13 protein-coding genes are annotated in these 17,448 nt (G+C 63.9%); 6 read left to right on the plus strand and 7 right to left on the minus strand.

Annotated elements, in window-relative coordinates:
* Positions 1-66: 66 nt before the first annotated feature.
* From ACOGXA_RS09705 to ACOGXA_RS09715, 3 genes are read left to right on the plus strand one after another with little or no spacing between them, the layout of a single operon-like run.
* On the plus strand, positions 67-198 hold the full coding sequence (locus ACOGXA_RS09705) for a hypothetical protein (protein ID WP_419923679.1): 132 nt from the start codon (positions 67-69) through the stop codon (positions 196-198).
* Between the two features lie 3 nt (positions 199-201).
* Positions 202-1,614 (plus strand): NADH:flavin oxidoreductase, encoded by a 1,413-nt coding sequence (locus tag ACOGXA_RS09710; RefSeq protein WP_419923680.1) that lies wholly within the window; start codon positions 202-204, stop codon positions 1,612-1,614.
* Between the two features lie 51 nt (positions 1,615-1,665).
* A complete protein-coding gene (locus ACOGXA_RS09715; protein ID WP_419923681.1) occupies positions 1,666-2,445 on the plus strand; it encodes an enoyl-CoA hydratase-related protein in 780 nt (259 codons plus the stop codon).
* Positions 2,446-2,490: 45 nt separating this feature from the next.
* Here ACOGXA_RS09715 and ACOGXA_RS09720 read toward each other — a convergent pair whose 3' ends face one another.
* Positions 2,491-3,495 (minus strand): hypothetical protein, encoded by a 1,005-nt coding sequence (locus ACOGXA_RS09720; protein WP_419923682.1) that lies wholly within the window; start codon positions 3,493-3,495, stop codon positions 2,491-2,493.
* Between the two features lie 454 nt (positions 3,496-3,949).
* On the minus strand, positions 3,950-4,363 hold the full coding sequence (locus ACOGXA_RS09725; RefSeq protein WP_419923683.1) for a pyridoxamine 5'-phosphate oxidase family protein: 414 nt from the start codon (positions 4,361-4,363) through the stop codon (positions 3,950-3,952).
* Between the two features lie 356 nt (positions 4,364-4,719).
* Between ACOGXA_RS09725 and ACOGXA_RS09730 the strand changes: the two genes are divergently transcribed.
* Positions 4,720-5,889: a Fic family protein gene (locus tag ACOGXA_RS09730; protein WP_419923684.1), complete on the plus strand. Its 1,170-nt coding sequence runs from the start codon at positions 4,720-4,722 to the stop codon at positions 5,887-5,889.
* Positions 5,890-6,037: 148 nt separating this feature from the next.
* On the opposite strand, the gene ACOGXA_RS09735 is transcribed toward ACOGXA_RS09730, so the two are convergent.
* From ACOGXA_RS09735 to ACOGXA_RS09755, 5 genes are read right to left on the minus strand one after another with little or no spacing between them, the layout of a single operon-like run.
* On the minus strand, positions 6,038-6,508 hold the full coding sequence (locus ACOGXA_RS09735) for a pyridoxamine 5'-phosphate oxidase family protein (protein ID WP_419923685.1): 471 nt from the start codon (positions 6,506-6,508) through the stop codon (positions 6,038-6,040).
* Entirely contained in the window at positions 6,501-8,072 is a 1,572-nt protein-coding gene (locus ACOGXA_RS09740) for an AMP-binding protein (RefSeq protein ID WP_419923686.1), read from the minus strand. Before ACOGXA_RS09740 ends, ACOGXA_RS09735 begins: the two co-directional genes overlap by 8 nt.
* Before the next feature lie 6 nt (positions 8,073-8,078).
* The gene (locus ACOGXA_RS09745; protein ID WP_419926965.1) at positions 8,079-9,095 is read right to left on the minus strand and encodes a peroxiredoxin family protein; all 1,017 of its coding nucleotides are present in this window, start codon (positions 9,093-9,095) and stop codon (positions 8,079-8,081) included.
* Positions 9,096-9,115: 20 nt separating this feature from the next.
* The gene (locus ACOGXA_RS09750) at positions 9,116-10,630 is read right to left on the minus strand and encodes a hypothetical protein (protein WP_419923687.1); all 1,515 of its coding nucleotides are present in this window, start codon (positions 10,628-10,630) and stop codon (positions 9,116-9,118) included.
* Between the two features lie 40 nt (positions 10,631-10,670).
* Positions 10,671-12,245 (minus strand): sulfatase, encoded by a 1,575-nt coding sequence (locus ACOGXA_RS09755; protein WP_419923688.1) that lies wholly within the window; start codon positions 12,243-12,245, stop codon positions 10,671-10,673.
* A 97-nt stretch (positions 12,246-12,342) separates the two neighbouring features.
* Here ACOGXA_RS09755 and ACOGXA_RS09760 point away from each other — a divergent pair, with 97 nt between their 5' ends.
* A complete protein-coding gene (locus ACOGXA_RS09760) occupies positions 12,343-14,544 on the plus strand; it encodes an MFS transporter (protein ID WP_419923689.1) in 2,202 nt (733 codons plus the stop codon).
* On the plus strand, positions 14,544-17,435 hold the full coding sequence (locus ACOGXA_RS09765; protein ID WP_419923690.1) for an ABC transporter permease subunit: 2,892 nt from the start codon (positions 14,544-14,546) through the stop codon (positions 17,433-17,435). Before ACOGXA_RS09760 ends, ACOGXA_RS09765 begins: the two co-directional genes overlap by 1 nt.
* Positions 17,436-17,448 lie beyond the last annotated feature (13 nt).

The following is a 17,448-nucleotide window of genomic DNA, read 5'->3' on the forward strand; positions in this document are numbered from 1 at the left end:
ACGCCGACGGTCTCCACCCCCACAGTTGCCGCGACCTCACCCCGTTGATACACCTAGAACATGGAAATGCTGGGAACCACGTGCTGGTGGGAGGCGGGACTCACCCCCGCAGTTATCATGGACACCGGCTACCTCCAGCTGCTCGACAGTGACCGCGCCGTGCTGCGCGACATCGGCGAGCGGCTAGGAGTGGTGTAGCTGATGCCCCGGTGGAAGCAGGTGAAGAACCTGACCAGTGTGGCCGCGCTGCGCAACTGCCTAGAAGACCTCGGGGTGGAGATCCCCATAGACGACGAAGTGGACCCCGCAGGTGAGCTGGCCCAGCCAATGGTGATCGCCGACGGCACCGCCGGGACCAAAACCTCGCCCAACCGCTGGGCAGTGCTGCCCATGGAGGGCTGGGACGGCGAGGATGACGGGCGGCCGTCCGATCTGGTCCGCCGCCGGTGGGACCGGTTCGCGGCCAGCGGGGCCGGGCTGGTGTGGGGCGAGGCCACCGCGGTTCGGCCTGACGGCCGGGCCAACCCCCGTCAACTGGTGCTCGACCGAACCACTGTTGATGACCTCGCCGCGCTGCGAAATCGACTGGACCCAGCACAGGTGACGGTGCTCCAGCTCACCCACTCCGGCCGCTATGCCCGGCCCACCGTCGCCGGACCGGCCCCCAAGACGGTGTACCAACACCCGCTGTTGGATGCCCGTGCGGGTTCGGGCGCCTCCGAGGTGCTGGCCGACGACGATATCGACGAGTTGGTCGAGCAATTCGTCGATCGGGCGGTGCTGGCCCACCAAGCCGGGTTCGACTTCGTTGACGTCAAGGCGTGTCACGGTTATCTGGGCCACGAGTTCCTGTCGGCGGTCGACCGCCCCGGCCCTTACGGCGGCGACCTGGGAGGACGCACCCACTTTCTTCGATCCATCATTGGCGGGATCCGCGCAAAGTCGCCCAGCCTGGGGGTGGCGGTCCGTCTGTCGCTGTTCGACTTTGTCCCCCATACCGCCGGTGAAGGAGGCGTCGGGGTTCCCGAGGCTCCCGGCCCCTACCGCTTGGCCTTCGGGGGCGACGGGTCGGGCCTTGGATTCGACCTCGACGAAGCCCACCGGTTGCTGGAGATGCTGGGCAATCTGGGCGTGGGTCTGGTGTGCGCCTCCGCGGGCAGCCCGTACTACGTGCACCATATCCAGCGGCCCGCCTACTTCCCCCCCTCCGACGGCTACCAACCGCCGGAGGATCCCTTGGCTGGAGTTGCCCGGCTGATTGCCGCTACCGCCGAGATAACCCGCCGGCACCCAGACATGGCCGTGGTAGCCGCCGGCCTGTCGTACCTCCAGGATTGGCTGCCCAATGTCGGCCAGGCCCTCGTGGCTCGGGGCATGGCCGATGCCATCGGGCTGGGCCGCATGGCCCTGTCGTATCCCGAGATGCCCGCCACCGTGCTGGACGGCCGAGAACTCGACCGGCGGCTCATCTGCCGCACCTTCTCCGACTGCACCACCGCCCCCCGCAACGGCCTGATCTCAGGCTGCTACCCGCTGGACGACTTCTACAACCAAAAGGAAGAGCGCATCCAGCTCGCCGCCTTCAAAAAGCAGGCCAAAACCCGCCTGCGCTGATCGACCCCCTCCCCCTGTACTGTGAGACTGACCCTCGACTAGGAGCAGCCAGTGTCGGACCTCCAGGTAGAAAAGCGCAACCACGTCGTGACCGTCACCATCGACCGGCCCCCGGTGAACGCGGTCACCACCGCGACCATGGCCGAGATCCGAGACGTGTTCGCCACGCTGGGCGACGACCGCGACGTGCGGGTCGCCATCTTGACCGGCGCCGGCCACAAGTCGTTCGTAGCGGGCGTCGACCTGAAGACCCCAGGAACCGGGCCCCGCGACCAGCGGCCTCCCACCGAGCTCACCGATCCCGGCTTGGTAGCCCGAGAGGCCATGTGGGCCATCATCGACTGCGCCGTCCCGGTTATCGGGGCCGTCAACGGCTACGCGCTGGGCGCGGGGCTGGCCTATGCCGCCTGCTGCGACATTCTGGTGGCCTCGGAGAACGCCCGCTTCGGCACGCCGGAGATCAACGTCGGCCTCTTAGGGGCCAGCGCCCATCTCTCGTTGATGATGGGCCGCCACAAGGCCCGGGAGATGTTCTTGACCGGCGAACAGGTTTCCGCCCAGGAGATGCACCGCATCGGCGCCGTCCGAGAGGTGACCGCCCCCGGCAAGCTCATGGATGCCGCGCTCGAACTGGCCCAAGAGCTGGCCGCCAAAAGCCCGATCGCCATGCGGCTGGCCAAGGAGTCCATGAACCGGATCGAAGACCTCCCCCTCCGCGAGGCCTACCGAACCGAACAGGACTACACCGCCCGCCTGATGCGCTTCGACGACTCCCGAGAAGCCCGCCGCGCCTTCCGCGAGAAGCGCGACCCCGAATACAAGTGGCAATAGCAACGAGCCAACAGCCCATCAGTTCGATAGTTGAAGATGTGGGAATCACCCGGTTACGAGTTCGATAAGCTTTTCTGGTTCTGGAAGCGGATGCTCATGATAAGCAGTCAGCATGACGACTGCCCGCGGCCTCAGGTCCATGAGCACAACATCCTCATCGCCGCTGGTATATCGGTAGATATTGGAATGTCGGGCATCGGCCACCAGTCCCACACCCGCAGCCCGGTCTCGAACCAGGCGCACCAACGCAGCATCCCCGTACAAGACGTCCACGTCAGACAATTCATCCCCGGTTACCCGGCGGTCCCAGCGTTGCCACCAACACAGCACATCCAACGTGGCCAATTCAGGGCTGTCTTGCCGGACCCGCTGATCCACCGCGGCACCAGGCACCCCCTCGACGACAAGCAGGCTGCGATCGGGAAGCGTCTCCACCCGAAAATGAGGCGACCGCGCCGAGGTGAGCCACCCCTCATCCAACGGCTCCCGGTGCTCACCGCTGTACAACCCCGCCACAAAACTATCTCTTTCAGCTCTCGTCGCCGTCACAATAGACGCCGTACTAAGAGGTCCATAACCCAACTCGACATCCCATCGGTAACCATCCTCCTGCTGCTGCTCGCAGTCATACTCTTCGATAAGCCTCCAACCCAACTGCGCCACATCAACCGTGACTACAGGCTGTGTGCCAACTACTGGAAGCCCAACGCTGTCTTGACCTTCCCCAGTTTCTGTATATGAATCGGCAAAGCGAATGCCAATTGCATTTGGCACGGCAACGTTATCACATCCGCCTCGGTTGCTCTTGTCCTCTATCGCGAATCGATATCGGCCATCAACTTTGTCTACAATGAGTCTTGGAGGATATTTGCAAACGCTATCGTAAAAGGCGATGAGCAAGTCATACTGTGGCAATTCGTTGACGACCATTACAGGACAACTTGTGCCACGACTATAAATTAGCTGTTGAACCTGTGACGAAACAACAACCTGACAGCCAAATTGTTCGAGTTTGAGCATTGAATCTCTTGCATCGAATAGTTCAGCCAACTCTGGCGATGTAGGACGACCACTATCCCCATCGATTGATAGAACGTCCAACGACTCAACAATTCCCCTCCCATCTCCGCGAACTTCAAAGCCTCTATCTCTAAGGCGAGCTACCAAAATTATTCCTAGAAATATTAGCCCCACAGCTACCACAGCGAAAACAATTCTCTTGCGGTAATTTACTAGTGCCATTGGCCTATTATGAATTTCTCATCTTTAGACTATATCTGAGTTCGTCTTATAGCCAGTAATTTTTTGGCACACTCCCCAGTGACAATGAGCCAATTTATTTGACGCTTGATTGTCGTCTATTTCAAGGACCATTGCATCTCTTCCATTACCAAAAAATAACGAATCCTGGCCGACACATGGTATCAGTTCGGCGTGGAGACCACTGCCCAAGGCGTGGCCTTCGCTGTCGCCCAGGGGTGGATCACCGTACCTACGCAGAGCCTCAGAAGAGCTTGCTGTTGTCCCAATTGAGGATCTTGCCCACCGGGGTGAGCTCGATGGTGAAGTTGGGGTTCTTCTCGTAGTAGTCCCGAGTCTGCTCGGGCATCGCGTCGCGGGCGGTTCGGTACGGGGCGTACTTCTCGTCGAGAGCCTGGGCGATCCGCTGGGCCAACTCCTCTGTGGGCTCGATGATCCGGCCGACGCACTCCACATGCACCGCCCGCAGCTCGGCCCACCGCTCGCCCGATTCCACCAAAAAGGAGCACCGCTGGTCGTTGCGCACCCGCACCACCTTCTTGCCCCGGGTAACCATGTAGATCTTCTGATCCAGCACCACATACCACACCGGCAGCGAGATCGGCTGGCCGTTGGCCCGCAGCGTCGTCAAGGTGCCGTTCACCGAGGTCTCCAGCACTCCGGCCGCTTTGCTCGTCTCACCGCGGCCTGACCGTCAGCTTGGAGCAGCCAGTGTCCGACCTCCACATGGAAAGGCGCGACCCCGAATACAAGTGGCAATAGCAACGAACCGCCAGCCCCCAATCCGAGCTTCCCCCTAATCGCAGAAAGGTTGGCTGTGTGGACCAGCAGGCTCTTTAGGCGCGCAAGACGACCATGCAGCCGCTGCCGTCGAACACCTTGACAGGGCGGCGAGTTCTCTGCCGCTCAATGATTAAAGTGACGGCGCACTCAGCCCGCTGACGGACAGGAGCGTGGACAATTTATTGGACACTCTAGTGGACAGAATAGATGCCTATAAGTACGGTTCAGCTGATGAAGGCCTACGAGGAGTCTCATCCGTGGATCACGTTCAGGGCCTCAGACATCAAAGACCTGCCGCCGCGAACATGGATGCTCCTGGGGGAGGCTCGGGCAATCTGCCAACAAGTCACCAACACCCCGTTGAAGCCGGGCATTGCCGAACACCTGAACGAGGTCGCACTGATCAAGGGGGCACAAGCCACGACTGCCATCGAGGGCAACACGCTCAACCAGGAGCAAGTCGCAGGCATCCACCGCGGGGAGTACACCGCGCCCCCTTCGCGGGCATACCAAGAACGGGAGGTACGCAACGTTCTCGACGCTCTCACCGATATTGACGAACAGGCAAGAAACGGGACCCTAGAACACCTCACCGCCGAATTGATCTGCGACTACAACCATCTGGTTCTCAACGCCACCGAACACGCACCCGATGCCAGACCAGGTGAACTGCGAGATCATTCAGTCGTGGTGGGCAACTACCGGGGGGCACCAGCCGAAGACTGCCAATACCTGATCCGCCGTCTGGCCGAGTGGTTGGAAAGTGACATGTTTCGCTCCGATGACCCTGAGACCGAATTCGCGCTCACTGTCATTCAAGCTATCTACGCCCATCTCTACATTGCCTGGATCCATCCGTTTGGAGACGGCAACGGGCGTACCGCCCGGTTGCTGGAATTCATGCTCTTGGCCCGATCGGGGCAGATGCCCCTGTTGGCCGCACATCTGCTGTCCAACCACTACAACCTCACCCGCGACCAGTACTTCAGAGAATTGGAGGCCGCCAGCCGATCACGCTTGACCCACCGCTTTGTGGCATACGCCACTCAAGGACTGTTGGACGGGTTACGAGAGCAAATCGAGTTGGTCCGCGAACAGCAAATGGAAGTCTCTTGGACCAACTACGTAAATGAGGTTATGGACCAGTTCCCCACCAGCCAAGCCAGCAACCGCCAACGCGACCTGGTCTTGGCCATGCCCCCGAACACTGCCATGCCTCGCGAGGATCTAACTGTCCTAACCCCGGCCCTGGCTGCCCATTACGCCAATACCGGCCCCCGGACTCTGAGCCGGGACCTCAACCGGCTGGCCAAGGCAGGGTTGATCCTGCGGGAGAGACGAAGCTGGAAGGCGAACACCGGCGTCATGTTCACCTTCATGCCTCCTGCTGCTGCTCCCTGACCAACAAGAGGCCCTCTCGTTAGCCGACGATTCCAGATGGAATGGGCGCTTCGACGCGAGGCAGAGCTCATGTCTGCGTAAGCCCACGCCTCCAAGGACAAAACGCCCGACAAGATCGACCAGCTCTAGCGGTGGACGGCGAGGGGCCTCAAAAGAGCTTGGCGTTGTCCCAATTGAGGATCTTGCCCACCGGGGTGAGCTCGATGGTGAAGTTGAGGTTCTTCTCGTAGTAGTCCCGAGTCTGCTCGGGCATCGCGTCGCGGGCGGTTCGGTACGGGGCGTACTTCTCGTCGAGAGCCTGGGCGATCCGCTGGGCCAACTCCTCTGTGGGCTCGATGATCCGGCCGACGCACTCCACATGCACCGCCCGCAGCTCGGCCCACCGCTCGCCCGATTCCACCAAGAACGAGCATCGCTGATCGTTGCGAACCCGCACCACCTTCTTGCCCCTGGTCACCATGTAGATCTTCTGATCCAGCACCACATACCAGACGGGGAGCGATATCGGCTGGCCGTTGGCCCGCAGCGTGGTGAGGGTCCCATTCACCGAGGTCTCCAGCATCTCCCAGCACTCCTCGGTCGACATCCGCACCGTGGGCTTGGCTTTGTTGTCAGCCATCGCTTCCTTCCATCGATGCCCGCAGATCGCGGCGCAAGATCTTGCCCGAGGCCGACTTGGGGATGGCTTCGGTGAATCGGACCTCGCCGAGCTGCTTGTAAGTGGCCACCTGCTTGGCGACGAAGGCCTTGACCGCCTCTTCGTCGATAGCGGCATCGGGAGCGGCGACCACGAACGCCAACGGCACCTCACCGCTCTCGTCGTCAGGCAATCCCACCACGGCGGCATCGGCAATCTGGGGGTGCTCTACCAACAGCGCCTCCAGTTCGGCGGGGGCCACTTGGAAGCCCTTGACCTTGATGAGCTCCTTCAACCGGTCGACGATGTATACGTGGCCGTCGCCATCTATGCGGGCGATGTCGCCGGTGTGAAGCCAGCCGTCGCCGTCGAGGGTCTCGGCGGTGGCCTCGGGGTTGTTGAGGTAGCCCTTCATCACCTGGGGACCGCGGATCCACAGCTCGCCCTCGACATTGGTGGGCTGACCTTCTCCCGAGTCGGGGTCGACGATTCTGGCCTCGGTGTTGGCCACCGTAAGGCCCACCGACCCCGGCTTGGAGTTCCCCGGCGGGGTGGCGTGGGTGATCGGGCTGAGCTCGGTCATCCCGTAGCCCTGCACCACCTCGCAGCCGACACGCCCCGCCGCCTCTGCGGCCACCTCGGCCCCCAGCGGTGCCGCGCCCGAAAGAACCTGGCGCAGCGACGAGAGGTCGAAGTCGGCCACCGCCGGGTGCTTGGCCAGCGCCAGCACGATGGGGGGCACGGCGAAGAACCGGGTCACCTGGTGGCGCTCGATGAGCGACAGCACCTGGGCCAAGTCGAAGCGGGGCATGGTCACCAGCGTGGCCCCGTGGTGAAGCTGGTCGTTCATGAGCACCTGCATCCCATAGATGTGGAAGAACGGCAGCACCGCCAACACCACATCGCCGGACTGGGAGGCGATCGACGAGGCGCACTGCTCGATGTTGTTCACCAGGTTGGCGTGGGTGAGCATCACCCCCTTGGGCAGGCCGGTGGTCCCCGAGGAATAGGGCAACACCACCACGTCGTCGTGGGGGTCGACCTCGACCTGGGTGATCGGCTCGCCCATCAGCGATTGCATGGGCACGCCTTGCGATGGGCTGTCGGCGTCGATCACCACAACATCGCCCGCCACCCCGGCTTGGCCCATGGCCTGTCGGGCTTGGGCCGCGAACCCCTCGGCGGCCAAAACCACCTTCGCCCCCGAGTCGGTGAGCTGATAGGCGATCTCCTCTGGTCCGTAGGTGGGGTTGACCGTGGTGACCGCACCGCCGGCCACCGCCACCGCGTGGAACACCACCGGATACCACGGGGAGTTGGGCGCGATGAGGGCGGCGACATCGCCCCGCTGAAATCCCCCGGCGGCTATGCCCCCGGCCAGGGCGTGTACCGACTGGGCCAGTTGGCCGAAGGTGAGCGACCACTCCCCCGGCCCGTCGATCACCGCGGGCTGGTCGGCCAGCTCTGCGGCCCGCTCCAGCACGAATCCGGTGACCGGCTGCGAGCTCAGGGGCTCATCGGGAAGCGGGCTGGAGTGGACAATCACTGGGTTTTAGGGAGCAGGGGTGATTCCGTGGAACGGGCTGCCGGCTTCTTGATACTCCTCGAGCAACTTGAAGAACTCCTCGCCGAAGGGGCTCTCACCCCGAAGCGGCATGGCTGCCCGGACGATGGTGAAATCCAGCGGTGCCAACTGCGCGGCGGCGTCGAAGTGGCGAGCGGCGCCTTCTTCGTCGCCGGCGCGCCGAAGGTGGGCGGCGAGGCGGAAGTGCAAGCGGGCGGCCAACTCGTCGTCGTCGAGGTCGGCGATCTCGCTGCTGGCGTCATCGGGAACCACGCCTTCCCGGACCCAGGCGCGAATCTGATCGAAATGACCCTCGCGAGTGCGGCCGGTGAATTCGCTGAACATGTCGGTGCCGAACTCATTGGCGTTGGGGCGGGCGATGCGACCGTGCTCGTCGATCCACACCACCGCAGGCACGTTGCTGATGGCGTACGACTCGGTAAGGGTGTGGTCGGGATCCATGAGCACCGGATACGTGATGCCCTCGGCCAGAACCCGTACCTCATCGATGGCCTCGTCGATGGCCACCGCGATCACCCCGAAGCCGTCATCGGCCAGCTCATCGTGCAGTTCCTGCCACCCGGGCAGGTCGAAGGCGCATCCTCACCAACTGGAGAAGGCGACCAGCAGCCGCTTCTTGCCGGCGTAATCCGACAGGCGCCGGTCCACACCGTTGAGATCGGCGAGGGTGAAGTCGGGTGCCTGACGATCTTGCAGGGCAGCCCGGCGAGTGCCGTTGGGCTGGCCCAGCACCACGATGCCGGCGTCGGGATCAACCACGGTGGGCCGGTCCAGGACATTGGCCACCGCGGCCAGATCAAGCTTGTCGCCCACCCGGATGGCCGAGCCGTCTCCCACCAGCACACACTGATCGTCGCGGCACAGCCCTTCGGGCTTGAGCGTCCACCCGATTGCGGCCGACAGGCCACCTGGCTCGACAAGCGGGCGGCCATCAACCCACTCTCCTGAAGCAGTGGCAACCTCATCGCCAAGGACGGTGATCATTGTCATAGCGGAAACTCCTTTTACTCAACAGGCTGGGTCGGAATTGGCTCGCCGACCGGCAGATAGGTTCTGACTTCGGGGAAGTACTCGTAGCGGCGCACCAAAGAGCCAGCCGAGTGCTTATCGGGCGAGAGGGTGGCGCCCATCATGGCGGGAAGGTCGAACGTCCCGAGCCCCTCAGCCGCGGCCTTGAATGTCTCCGGGGTGATGTTGCCGCCGGCTGCCTCCAGGATCTTCACGGTGAGAGCGAAAGCCCGGCAGTGGTTGACCACGCCGTTGACTATGTCGTCGTCGGTGAGGTCGAGAGGCTCGTCGCTGGATCTCTCCTCAAATATGGCAAGGCATTGCTGCACGCCGGGATCGGCCAGCGCTTCTTCGCTGGTCGGCTTGTTGGTGGTTACCGCAAAAGTGCGGGCCATGTACTCGTCTTCAATGCCTTGATCGTTGGCAATGTCCAAGCGGTCGGCCGCCTGACCATTGGTGTGGGCAATGCGCACCTCCCAGCCAATGCGCTGCGCCGACGAGATGATGCCGTAAACGTTGGACAAGTTGAGGATCAGATCAACCCCGTCGGCCTCCATTCGCGTGGAGATGGCGTCGGTATTCTGCTCGTTCTGAACGGTGTCAGTGGTGGTCGCACCCGGGGAATAGACGCCGACGACGTTGATGCCCGCCTCCTCCAGCAACGGTTGCACAGCATCGGCATACTCCTTGTCGGGGGGCGCCTCGTAGTAAACGCCCACGTTGTAGCCGTCGAGATCGCCGGCCCGGATCATCTCGGTGGTCCCGCCGACCCGCTGTCGGGTCTGCTTCATCTCAGTAGCGAAGAACAGGCCGTTGGACCGCTCCTGGCGCTCGGTGTTCTCCCCGAAATGGCCCACATAGGGATGCCCGTGCAGCTCGGTGATGCACAGGGCGTTGTCCTCGAGGAACTGGCCGATCACCACGAACACCTTCTTGTCCTCGATCAACTCGGTACACACCCGCTCGCTGTCGGTGGACCCGATGGGCAGGAACGGGACCACATGGACTGCGACGTTTCTGCCGTGGATGCCACCTTGCTCATTCAGATCTGCGGACATGGCGGCATATAGGTCCTGCACCGGGAAGATGCCGAGGTCGATGCCGAACATCTCATTGATCTGCACCGGATCGATGGCGGCCACCCCGATGGCGATCTCGGTTTCCGTTACCCCCTGGTAGCTGTTGGTCAACACAACCGGGGTGGGAGTCGGAGTCGGCTCTGCGGGGGCCTCGGCCGATTCTTCAGCCGGTTCGCCGGCAGGCTGCTGCGCGGGCTCCTCCGCCGGTTGGTCGGCAGGCTGCTGCGCGGGGGCATCGCCGGACTCCTCCGCCGGTGCTTCGGCGGGTGCCTCGGCAGGAGCAGCCGTTGGCTCTTCGGCCGCGGCCGGCTCAGCGGTGTCGGCCGCGCCGTCATCGTCGTTGCCGCCGCAGGCCGCGGCCACCAACGCCAGAGCGACGAGCAGCCACCACCCTCTCCTCACGGCCTTGGAACCCCTATTCGTTCCGGTCATGCTCTTTCTCCAATGTTGTGGCCGGATAGGCGAAGGTACGTCATTTGAGCCCCAACCGGGCGAATTGGTCATCGGGGGCGTCCACCTCGTTGAGCGCGGTGTGAAGCAGGTCGAGCATCTCATCGGCTGATGTCTCGCTGCTGCGGTTCTCCTGCTCGTTGGGGTCGACGTCGAGGTCGAACAAGAAGTGGCGGTCGTTGCAGGCATTCGTCGTCGCCCACAGCGGCAGCGTGTCGCCCGGCTGATAGGGCTGGCGGATCACCGGGATCTCCGAGCCCGGCATCCGGTCGAGCCAGGCCCGGTGATCGGGGGCGGGCAAGCCCGGCATGCCGATGTCGCCGAACGGCATGGTGGACCACCGGTTGGACCACATCGACAGCGGGAAATTCTCCCCGCTTGCCCCCCGGGCGTACTTGCGCTGGCCGTCGTTGACCTGCACCCAGCCGCCGAACACCCCGCCCAGCGCCCATTCCCGAATGGACTCGGCCTCGCCCGCGAGCAGGGGCACCACCGACCGGCCATGGGTGGTCTGCATCACCTCGGCATCGAAGATGTCGGCGACGGTGGCGAAGATGTCCACGTTGGTGGTCAGAGCGTCGCACACCTCTCCGCCGGGTTTGCCGGGCCACGACATCAAAAGCGGTGTATGCCCCAACGGCTCGTACTGGGGAACGCCGGGCTTGCCCCAGATGTCGCGGCCCTCCCGCTCGTCGCCCAGGTAGTGGCCGTGGTCGGTGCAAACGATCAGCGCGGTGTCGTCCCACAGGTTCTGCTCGTCGAACCGGTTCAGGATCTGCCCGAACCAGTGGTCGATCATCGACAGCTTGGCCCCGTAGTTGCCTCGCAAATGGCGGGCCTCCCTCTCCGAGAAGTTCCCTGAGGCGATGCCCCCGTCGATGTAGGGGGGCCAGATGATCCACTCATCATCCCACGGCTCGTCGTGATAGCGGCCGGCCCACGGCGCCGGCGTGTCGAACGGCTCGTGGGGATCGAACTCGTCCACGAACATGAACCAACGGTCGTGATGGGGGGTGTCCTCAGCCAAGAACCGGGCTGCCGAGCTCATCGTCATCGGCCCCGGATAGTCCTCCTCGGCCCGGAAGAAGGTGCGCGACCGGTCGTAGGCCCGATCCATCTCCTTGATCCCCCACATCTTCGACCACCACCAGCCGCCCTTTCGGGCCGGCATTGTCGGCGTGCCGGTCCAGGAGGGGTCGTAATAGGTGCGCCACGGATCGCCCTCGTGGCCCCGCAGGTAGTCCCAGCAACCGAAATCGGTGTGGTAGTTCTCGCCGCCGGTCTCAAACAGATGGGGGTGGTCGGTGACCAGCGCGGTGGTCACGCCTTGGCGGCGCAACGCCCGGGTGATGGTCTCCTCCCACAGCTCGACCGATCCCCACGGCTTCCACAGAAAGTCCAATGCTCCACACAGGATGTCGTGGCGGGCCGGCATGCACGGCAGCGACCCCGTCACATGGCGGGTGAACCGAGTGGCCCGCTCGGCCGCAAACCGATCCAAATTCGGCGTCTCGAACTCGGTGCCCCCATAGCTGCCCAGCATGTGCCGGTTCAGCGAGTCCAACAGGACCACCGCGACATTGGACGGTGCGCTCATCACATCTCCTGCCTAGCCTCTGGCATCTCTTCGAGCCACTCACGCTACTCTCATGGGCCAGCGCAGGCAGAATAGGCCTCGGGCAAACGGGGGACCCGTGGACAACGAGCAGACACAGAGAGAGTCCATGGACGCGCTGGCAACAACGGTGCTCGAGGGCGAGGCCGCTCGGCGTGACGCCCAAAAGGCCGACGTGTTGTTCCCCGACGATCTGCTGCCCGGTGTGGGCGGCGAGCAGACCACCCTCAAGGAGGGCCTGCGCAAGGGCGGCTTCCAAACCTTCATCGTTCTGCTGGCGCTGAACAGCCTCGACGAGTTGGAGAACAGCGCGGTGGCCATCCTGGGGCCCGACATCGGCGAGAGCTTCGGGGTGAGCGACGGGGCCATCACCGCCATCAGCACCGCATCGCTCATGTTCTTCGTGCTCGGTGCCGGCCCGATGGGATGGCTGGCCGACCGCTTCCGCCGGGGCCCCATCGTGGGCATCGCCAGCGGGGCATTCGCCGCCTTCAGCGCCCTGTCGGGCGCCGCGGTCAACGCCCTGATGTTCTTCTTCATGCGGTTCTTCGCCGGCATGTCCAAGGCCAACACCATCACCGTGCATCCGAGCATTCTGGCCGACACCTATCCGCTTCAGACCCGGGGCCGCATGTACGCCACCAATGCTGGCGTGGGGCGCGTCTTCGCCGCAGTCAGCCCAATCCTCGCCGGAGGCATCGCGGTGTGGATCGGCGGCGACGACGGCTGGCGGTGGGCGTTCTATCTGCTCGGGCTTCCCACCGCGGCATTGGCTTTCTTCGCCTTCTTCTTGCGGGAGCCGCCCCGGGGCCAGTGGGAACAAAAGCACGTGCTGGGCGCCGGGCTCAAACAGGACAACAAGATGCCCATCTCAGTGGAGGCCGCCTTCACCCGCATCTGGAACATCGACTCCATTCGCAACATGACCATCGCGTTCGCGGCCATGGGCTTCGCCCTCTTCCCAGCCGGCTCGATTCAGTCGTTCTTCTTGGAGGAAGAGTTCGGTCTCGACGCCTTGGGGCGCGGGTTGGCGGTGGCACCAGCGGGGGTCGGCCTGTTGCTGTTCCTTCCTTTCGTCGGACGCCGGTTCGACGCCACTTTCCGCAAAGATCCCAACCGGGCGCTGCTGCTCATAGGCGTGCTGTTGGTGCCCATCGGGGTGCTGGTGCCCATCCAGTACGCCATGCCCAACCTGGCTTTGTTCATGGTGTTCTCCGCGATCAATTCCACGCTCTTGGGCGGGGCCTTCGCCATGGTGCAACCGGCCATCCAAGCGGTGTTCCCCTACCGCCTGCGAGGCATGGGCACCGCCATCTTGACCTTTTTCATGGTCATGGTGGGCGGAGTTGGGGGCAGCATCATTGCCGGCTTCCTCCAGAACGAAATCGGCGAACAGGCTGCCATCACCATCATCACTGCGGTAGCCATGCCCATAGGCGCCTACTTCGTGCTCCGGGGAGCTGGTCGGTTACGGCGCGATCTCTCACTGGTCGTTGGCGAATTGAGAGAGGAACAAGACGAAGAGCGTCGCCAAGCCGAAAGCGATCCCGACGATATTCCGGCCATCCAGGTGGCCCATGTCGACTTCAGCTATGGGCAGGTGCAGGTGCTGTTCGATCTCGGCTTCAATGTGCGCAAACAAGAGACTCTGGCCCTGTTGGGCACCAACGGCGCGGGCAAGTCCACCGCGCTCAAGGTGATCACCGGCCTGGTTACCCCCGAGCGGGGCGTGGTGCGCCTGCACGGCCAGACCATCACCTTCGCCACCCCCGAGCAGCGGGCGGCCATGGGATTGCACATGCTGCCCGGCGGGGCCGGGGTGTGGAGCGACCTGGCGATCAGCGACAACCTGCTCATGGGGGCCTACGCCTACCGCAAGGACCCCGACGACCGGGACCGGCGCATCGAGAAGGTGTTCGACATGTTCCCCGAGTTGGCCAAGCGGCCCAAGGAACGGGCTGGCAACCTGTCGGGCGGGCAACAGCAGATGTTGGCGTTGGCCCGGGTGATGCTGCACGAACCCGAAGTGCTGATGATCGACGAGCTCTCTCTGGGACTGGCCCCGGTGGTGGTTCAATCTTTGCTGGAGACCATCGAGGAACTCAAAGAGCAGGGCCAGACCATGATCATCGTGGAGCAGTCGCTGAATGTGGCTTTGGCCATCTCCGACCGCGCCGTGTTTCTGGAGAAGGGGCAGGTGCGTTTCGAGGGCCCGGCCCAAGAACTGGCTGAGCGCGATGACCTGGCCCGGGCAGTGTTCCTAGGCACTGAGGGCGGCTAATGGGTTCTGCCCCCGTCTCGGTGCTGGGAACATGGGTTACCCAGCAGTTGGTGTTCGACGGGGTGGTCAACGGCCTGGTGACGGGCCTGGTGGCCATGGGGATCGTGCTGATCTACCGGTCCACCCGGGTCATCAACTTCGCGGTGGGCAACATGGGCATCATCGCGGCCTCGATGATGGCGCTGCTGATGCTGAACTACGGCTGGGGGTTCTGGCTGGCTCTGGTGCTCTCGCTGGCACTGGGTGTTTTGTTCGCCGCCGCGGTGGAGCTGACCGTGATCCGCCGCCTGTTCACCTCGCCCCGGGTGATCGTGCTGGTGGCCACCGTGGGCATTGCCCAGCTTGCCCAGCTGGTGGTCTCCCAACTCCCCGACATCAAGGCCGCCGGCAAGAAATACCCGGTACCCGTCGGCAGGGACTGGCATGACGTCTGGTTTACCGAGATCCGAGTGCGGGGCCCGCAGCTCACCATCCTCATAGCGGTACCGCTGCTGGCCCTGCTGCTGGGCTGGCTGATGAACCGGACTGCGTTCGGAAAGTCGGTGGCCGCTTCGGCCAACAATCGCGACCTCTCCCGCCTGTCGGGCATCAACCCCAAGACGGTGTCCACCTTCGTGTGGGTGATGGCCGGGTTGTTGGCCTCGGTGTCGATGATCATGCTCTCGGGGTCTAGCGGGCAAGTGGCCGGGCTGGCCAACCTGGGGCCGCAGACACTGGGCAAGGCGATGGTGGCCGCGGTGCTGGCCGCCATGGTCTCCTTCCCCCGGGCCATGTTGGCCGGGGTGCTGATCGGCGTCCTCGACGCCCTGTTTAGGTTCAACTTCTTCACTGAAACCGGGCTCATCGACTTCGTCATCTTCTTGGCCGTGCTGGTGGCCGTTTACTTCCAAAGCCGCAGTCAGGGCGAAACCGGGGTCTTCTCGTTCACCCCCAAGGTACGGCCGATCCCCGAGCGGCTGCGACAAGTGTGGTGGTTGCGACATCTGTCTCGGATCGCGCTCGTAGCGCTGTTGGTTCTCGGCGCCATCTTGGTGCAGCTCCCCGGAATCACCGACCTGCCGTCTCGCCAACTGTTGTACGCCACCGTGTTGTGCTTTGCGGTATGCGGCGTGTCGGTCACCATTATCACCGGCTGGGCCGGTCAACTCTCCTTGGCCCAGATGACCTTTGCCGGCATGGGCGCCTTGTTCGCCGCCGGTCTCAAGCGGGGACTGTCCATGGACTTCACCGTGGGCACCGGGTTTCTGCCCGGCGACGCCCTCTCGTACGACTTCTTCGACATCCGGTTCGAGACCAGCGGAATCCCGTTCCTGGTGGCCATACCGCTGGCCGCGCTGTTCTCAGCGCTGATAGCAGCAGTGATCGGAGTTGGGTCGCTTCGGGTCCGCGGCCTCTACCTGGCGGTGACCACGTTTGTGTTCGCCCTGGGCGCCCAGCAGTACCTCTACCGGCGGCCGTTCTTCACCGGAGGCAGCTCCTCGTCGGTGTCGTTTCGCCGCGGCGAGCTGTTCGGCCTCGAGCTCAGGTCGCAAAAGGCCTACTACTACGTCTGCCTGGTCTTCTTGTTGATCGTGGTGATCATCGTGAGCCGACTTCGACGCTCAGGCGTCGGCCGCTCCATCATCGCAGTTCGCGACAACGCCGACTCCGCTTCGGGCTACACGGTGGGGCCGGTGCGCTCGAAGCTCTCGGCTTTCGCACTGGGGGGGGGCATCGCCGGACTGGGCGGAGCGCTGTTGGCCGGACTGGTGCAGAACGTCCCGATCAGCGAGCGGTTCTTCCAGGTGGGCGACTCATTGGACCTCATCGGCATGGTGGTTATCGGAGGGCTCGGCTCCTCGGTGGGCGCCGTGCTGGGGGCAATCTGGGTATACGGCCTTCCCAACCTGTTCGACAGCGCCGAAACCGTGGCCCTGTTCTCCTCGAGCATCGGGCTGCTCTTGGTGCTCATGTACTTCCCCGGCGGACTGGTGCAGATCGGCTACAGCGCCCGCAATGCCCTCATCGGGGTGGCCGAGCGGCGACTAGGACCCGATCCCGGCGGCAAGACCGTTCAGGCCGCGCCGGTCAGCCTGACTCGGCCGGACGATCCCCGGCCGGCCACCGACCCCATACTCGCCGGCCGCGAAATCAGCGTGCGGTTCGGCGGCGTAGAGGCGGTGTCAAAAGCCACCGTGCTTGTGCGCCCCGATGAGATCGTCGGCCTCATCGGCACCAACGGGGCGGGCAAGTCCACCTTCATGAACGCAGTGGGCGGCTATGTGCCATCCACCGGCCAGGTGGAGTTGCTCGGCGCCGACATCACCCGGCTTTCTGCGCCCCGACGGGCCCGAGCTGGAATGGGCCGCACGTTCCAGGCCGCGGCCCTGTTCGCCGAGCTCTCGGTGCGAGAAACCGTGCAGGTGGCCCTGGAGGCCCGGGGAAGGACGCCGATCATCAGCACTGCCTTGCACCTTCCCCACACATTCTTCCTGGAGCGGCGGCGGCGGTCTGAGGCCGACGAGCTGATTGATTACCTCGGGTTGGGCCGCTACGCCGACTCCTATATCAGCGACCTGTCCACCGGTACCCGGCGCATCGTGGAGATCACCGGGCTTTTGGCTCTGGGCGCCCGGGTGCTGTGCCTTGACGAGCCGACCGCTGGGGTGGCCCAGCGGGAGACCGAGGCCTTTGGCCCGCTCATCGTCAATATCCGCCGGGAACTGGGCGCGGCCATGCTGATCATCGAGCACGACATGCCCCTCATCATGAGCATCAGCGACCGGGTGTACTGCCTGGAAGCCGGCAGGGTCATCGCCGAAGGGTCGCCCTCGGAGGTTCGCAATGACCCCCTGGTGATCGCCAGCTACCTCGGCACCGACGAGCGGGCCATAGCCATCAGCGATAGCTGACCCCGTAAGACCG

Source organism: Candidatus Poriferisocius sp. (assembly GCF_965208475.1).
Lineage (GTDB): Bacteria > Actinomycetota > Acidimicrobiia > Acidimicrobiales > Bin134 > Poriferisocius.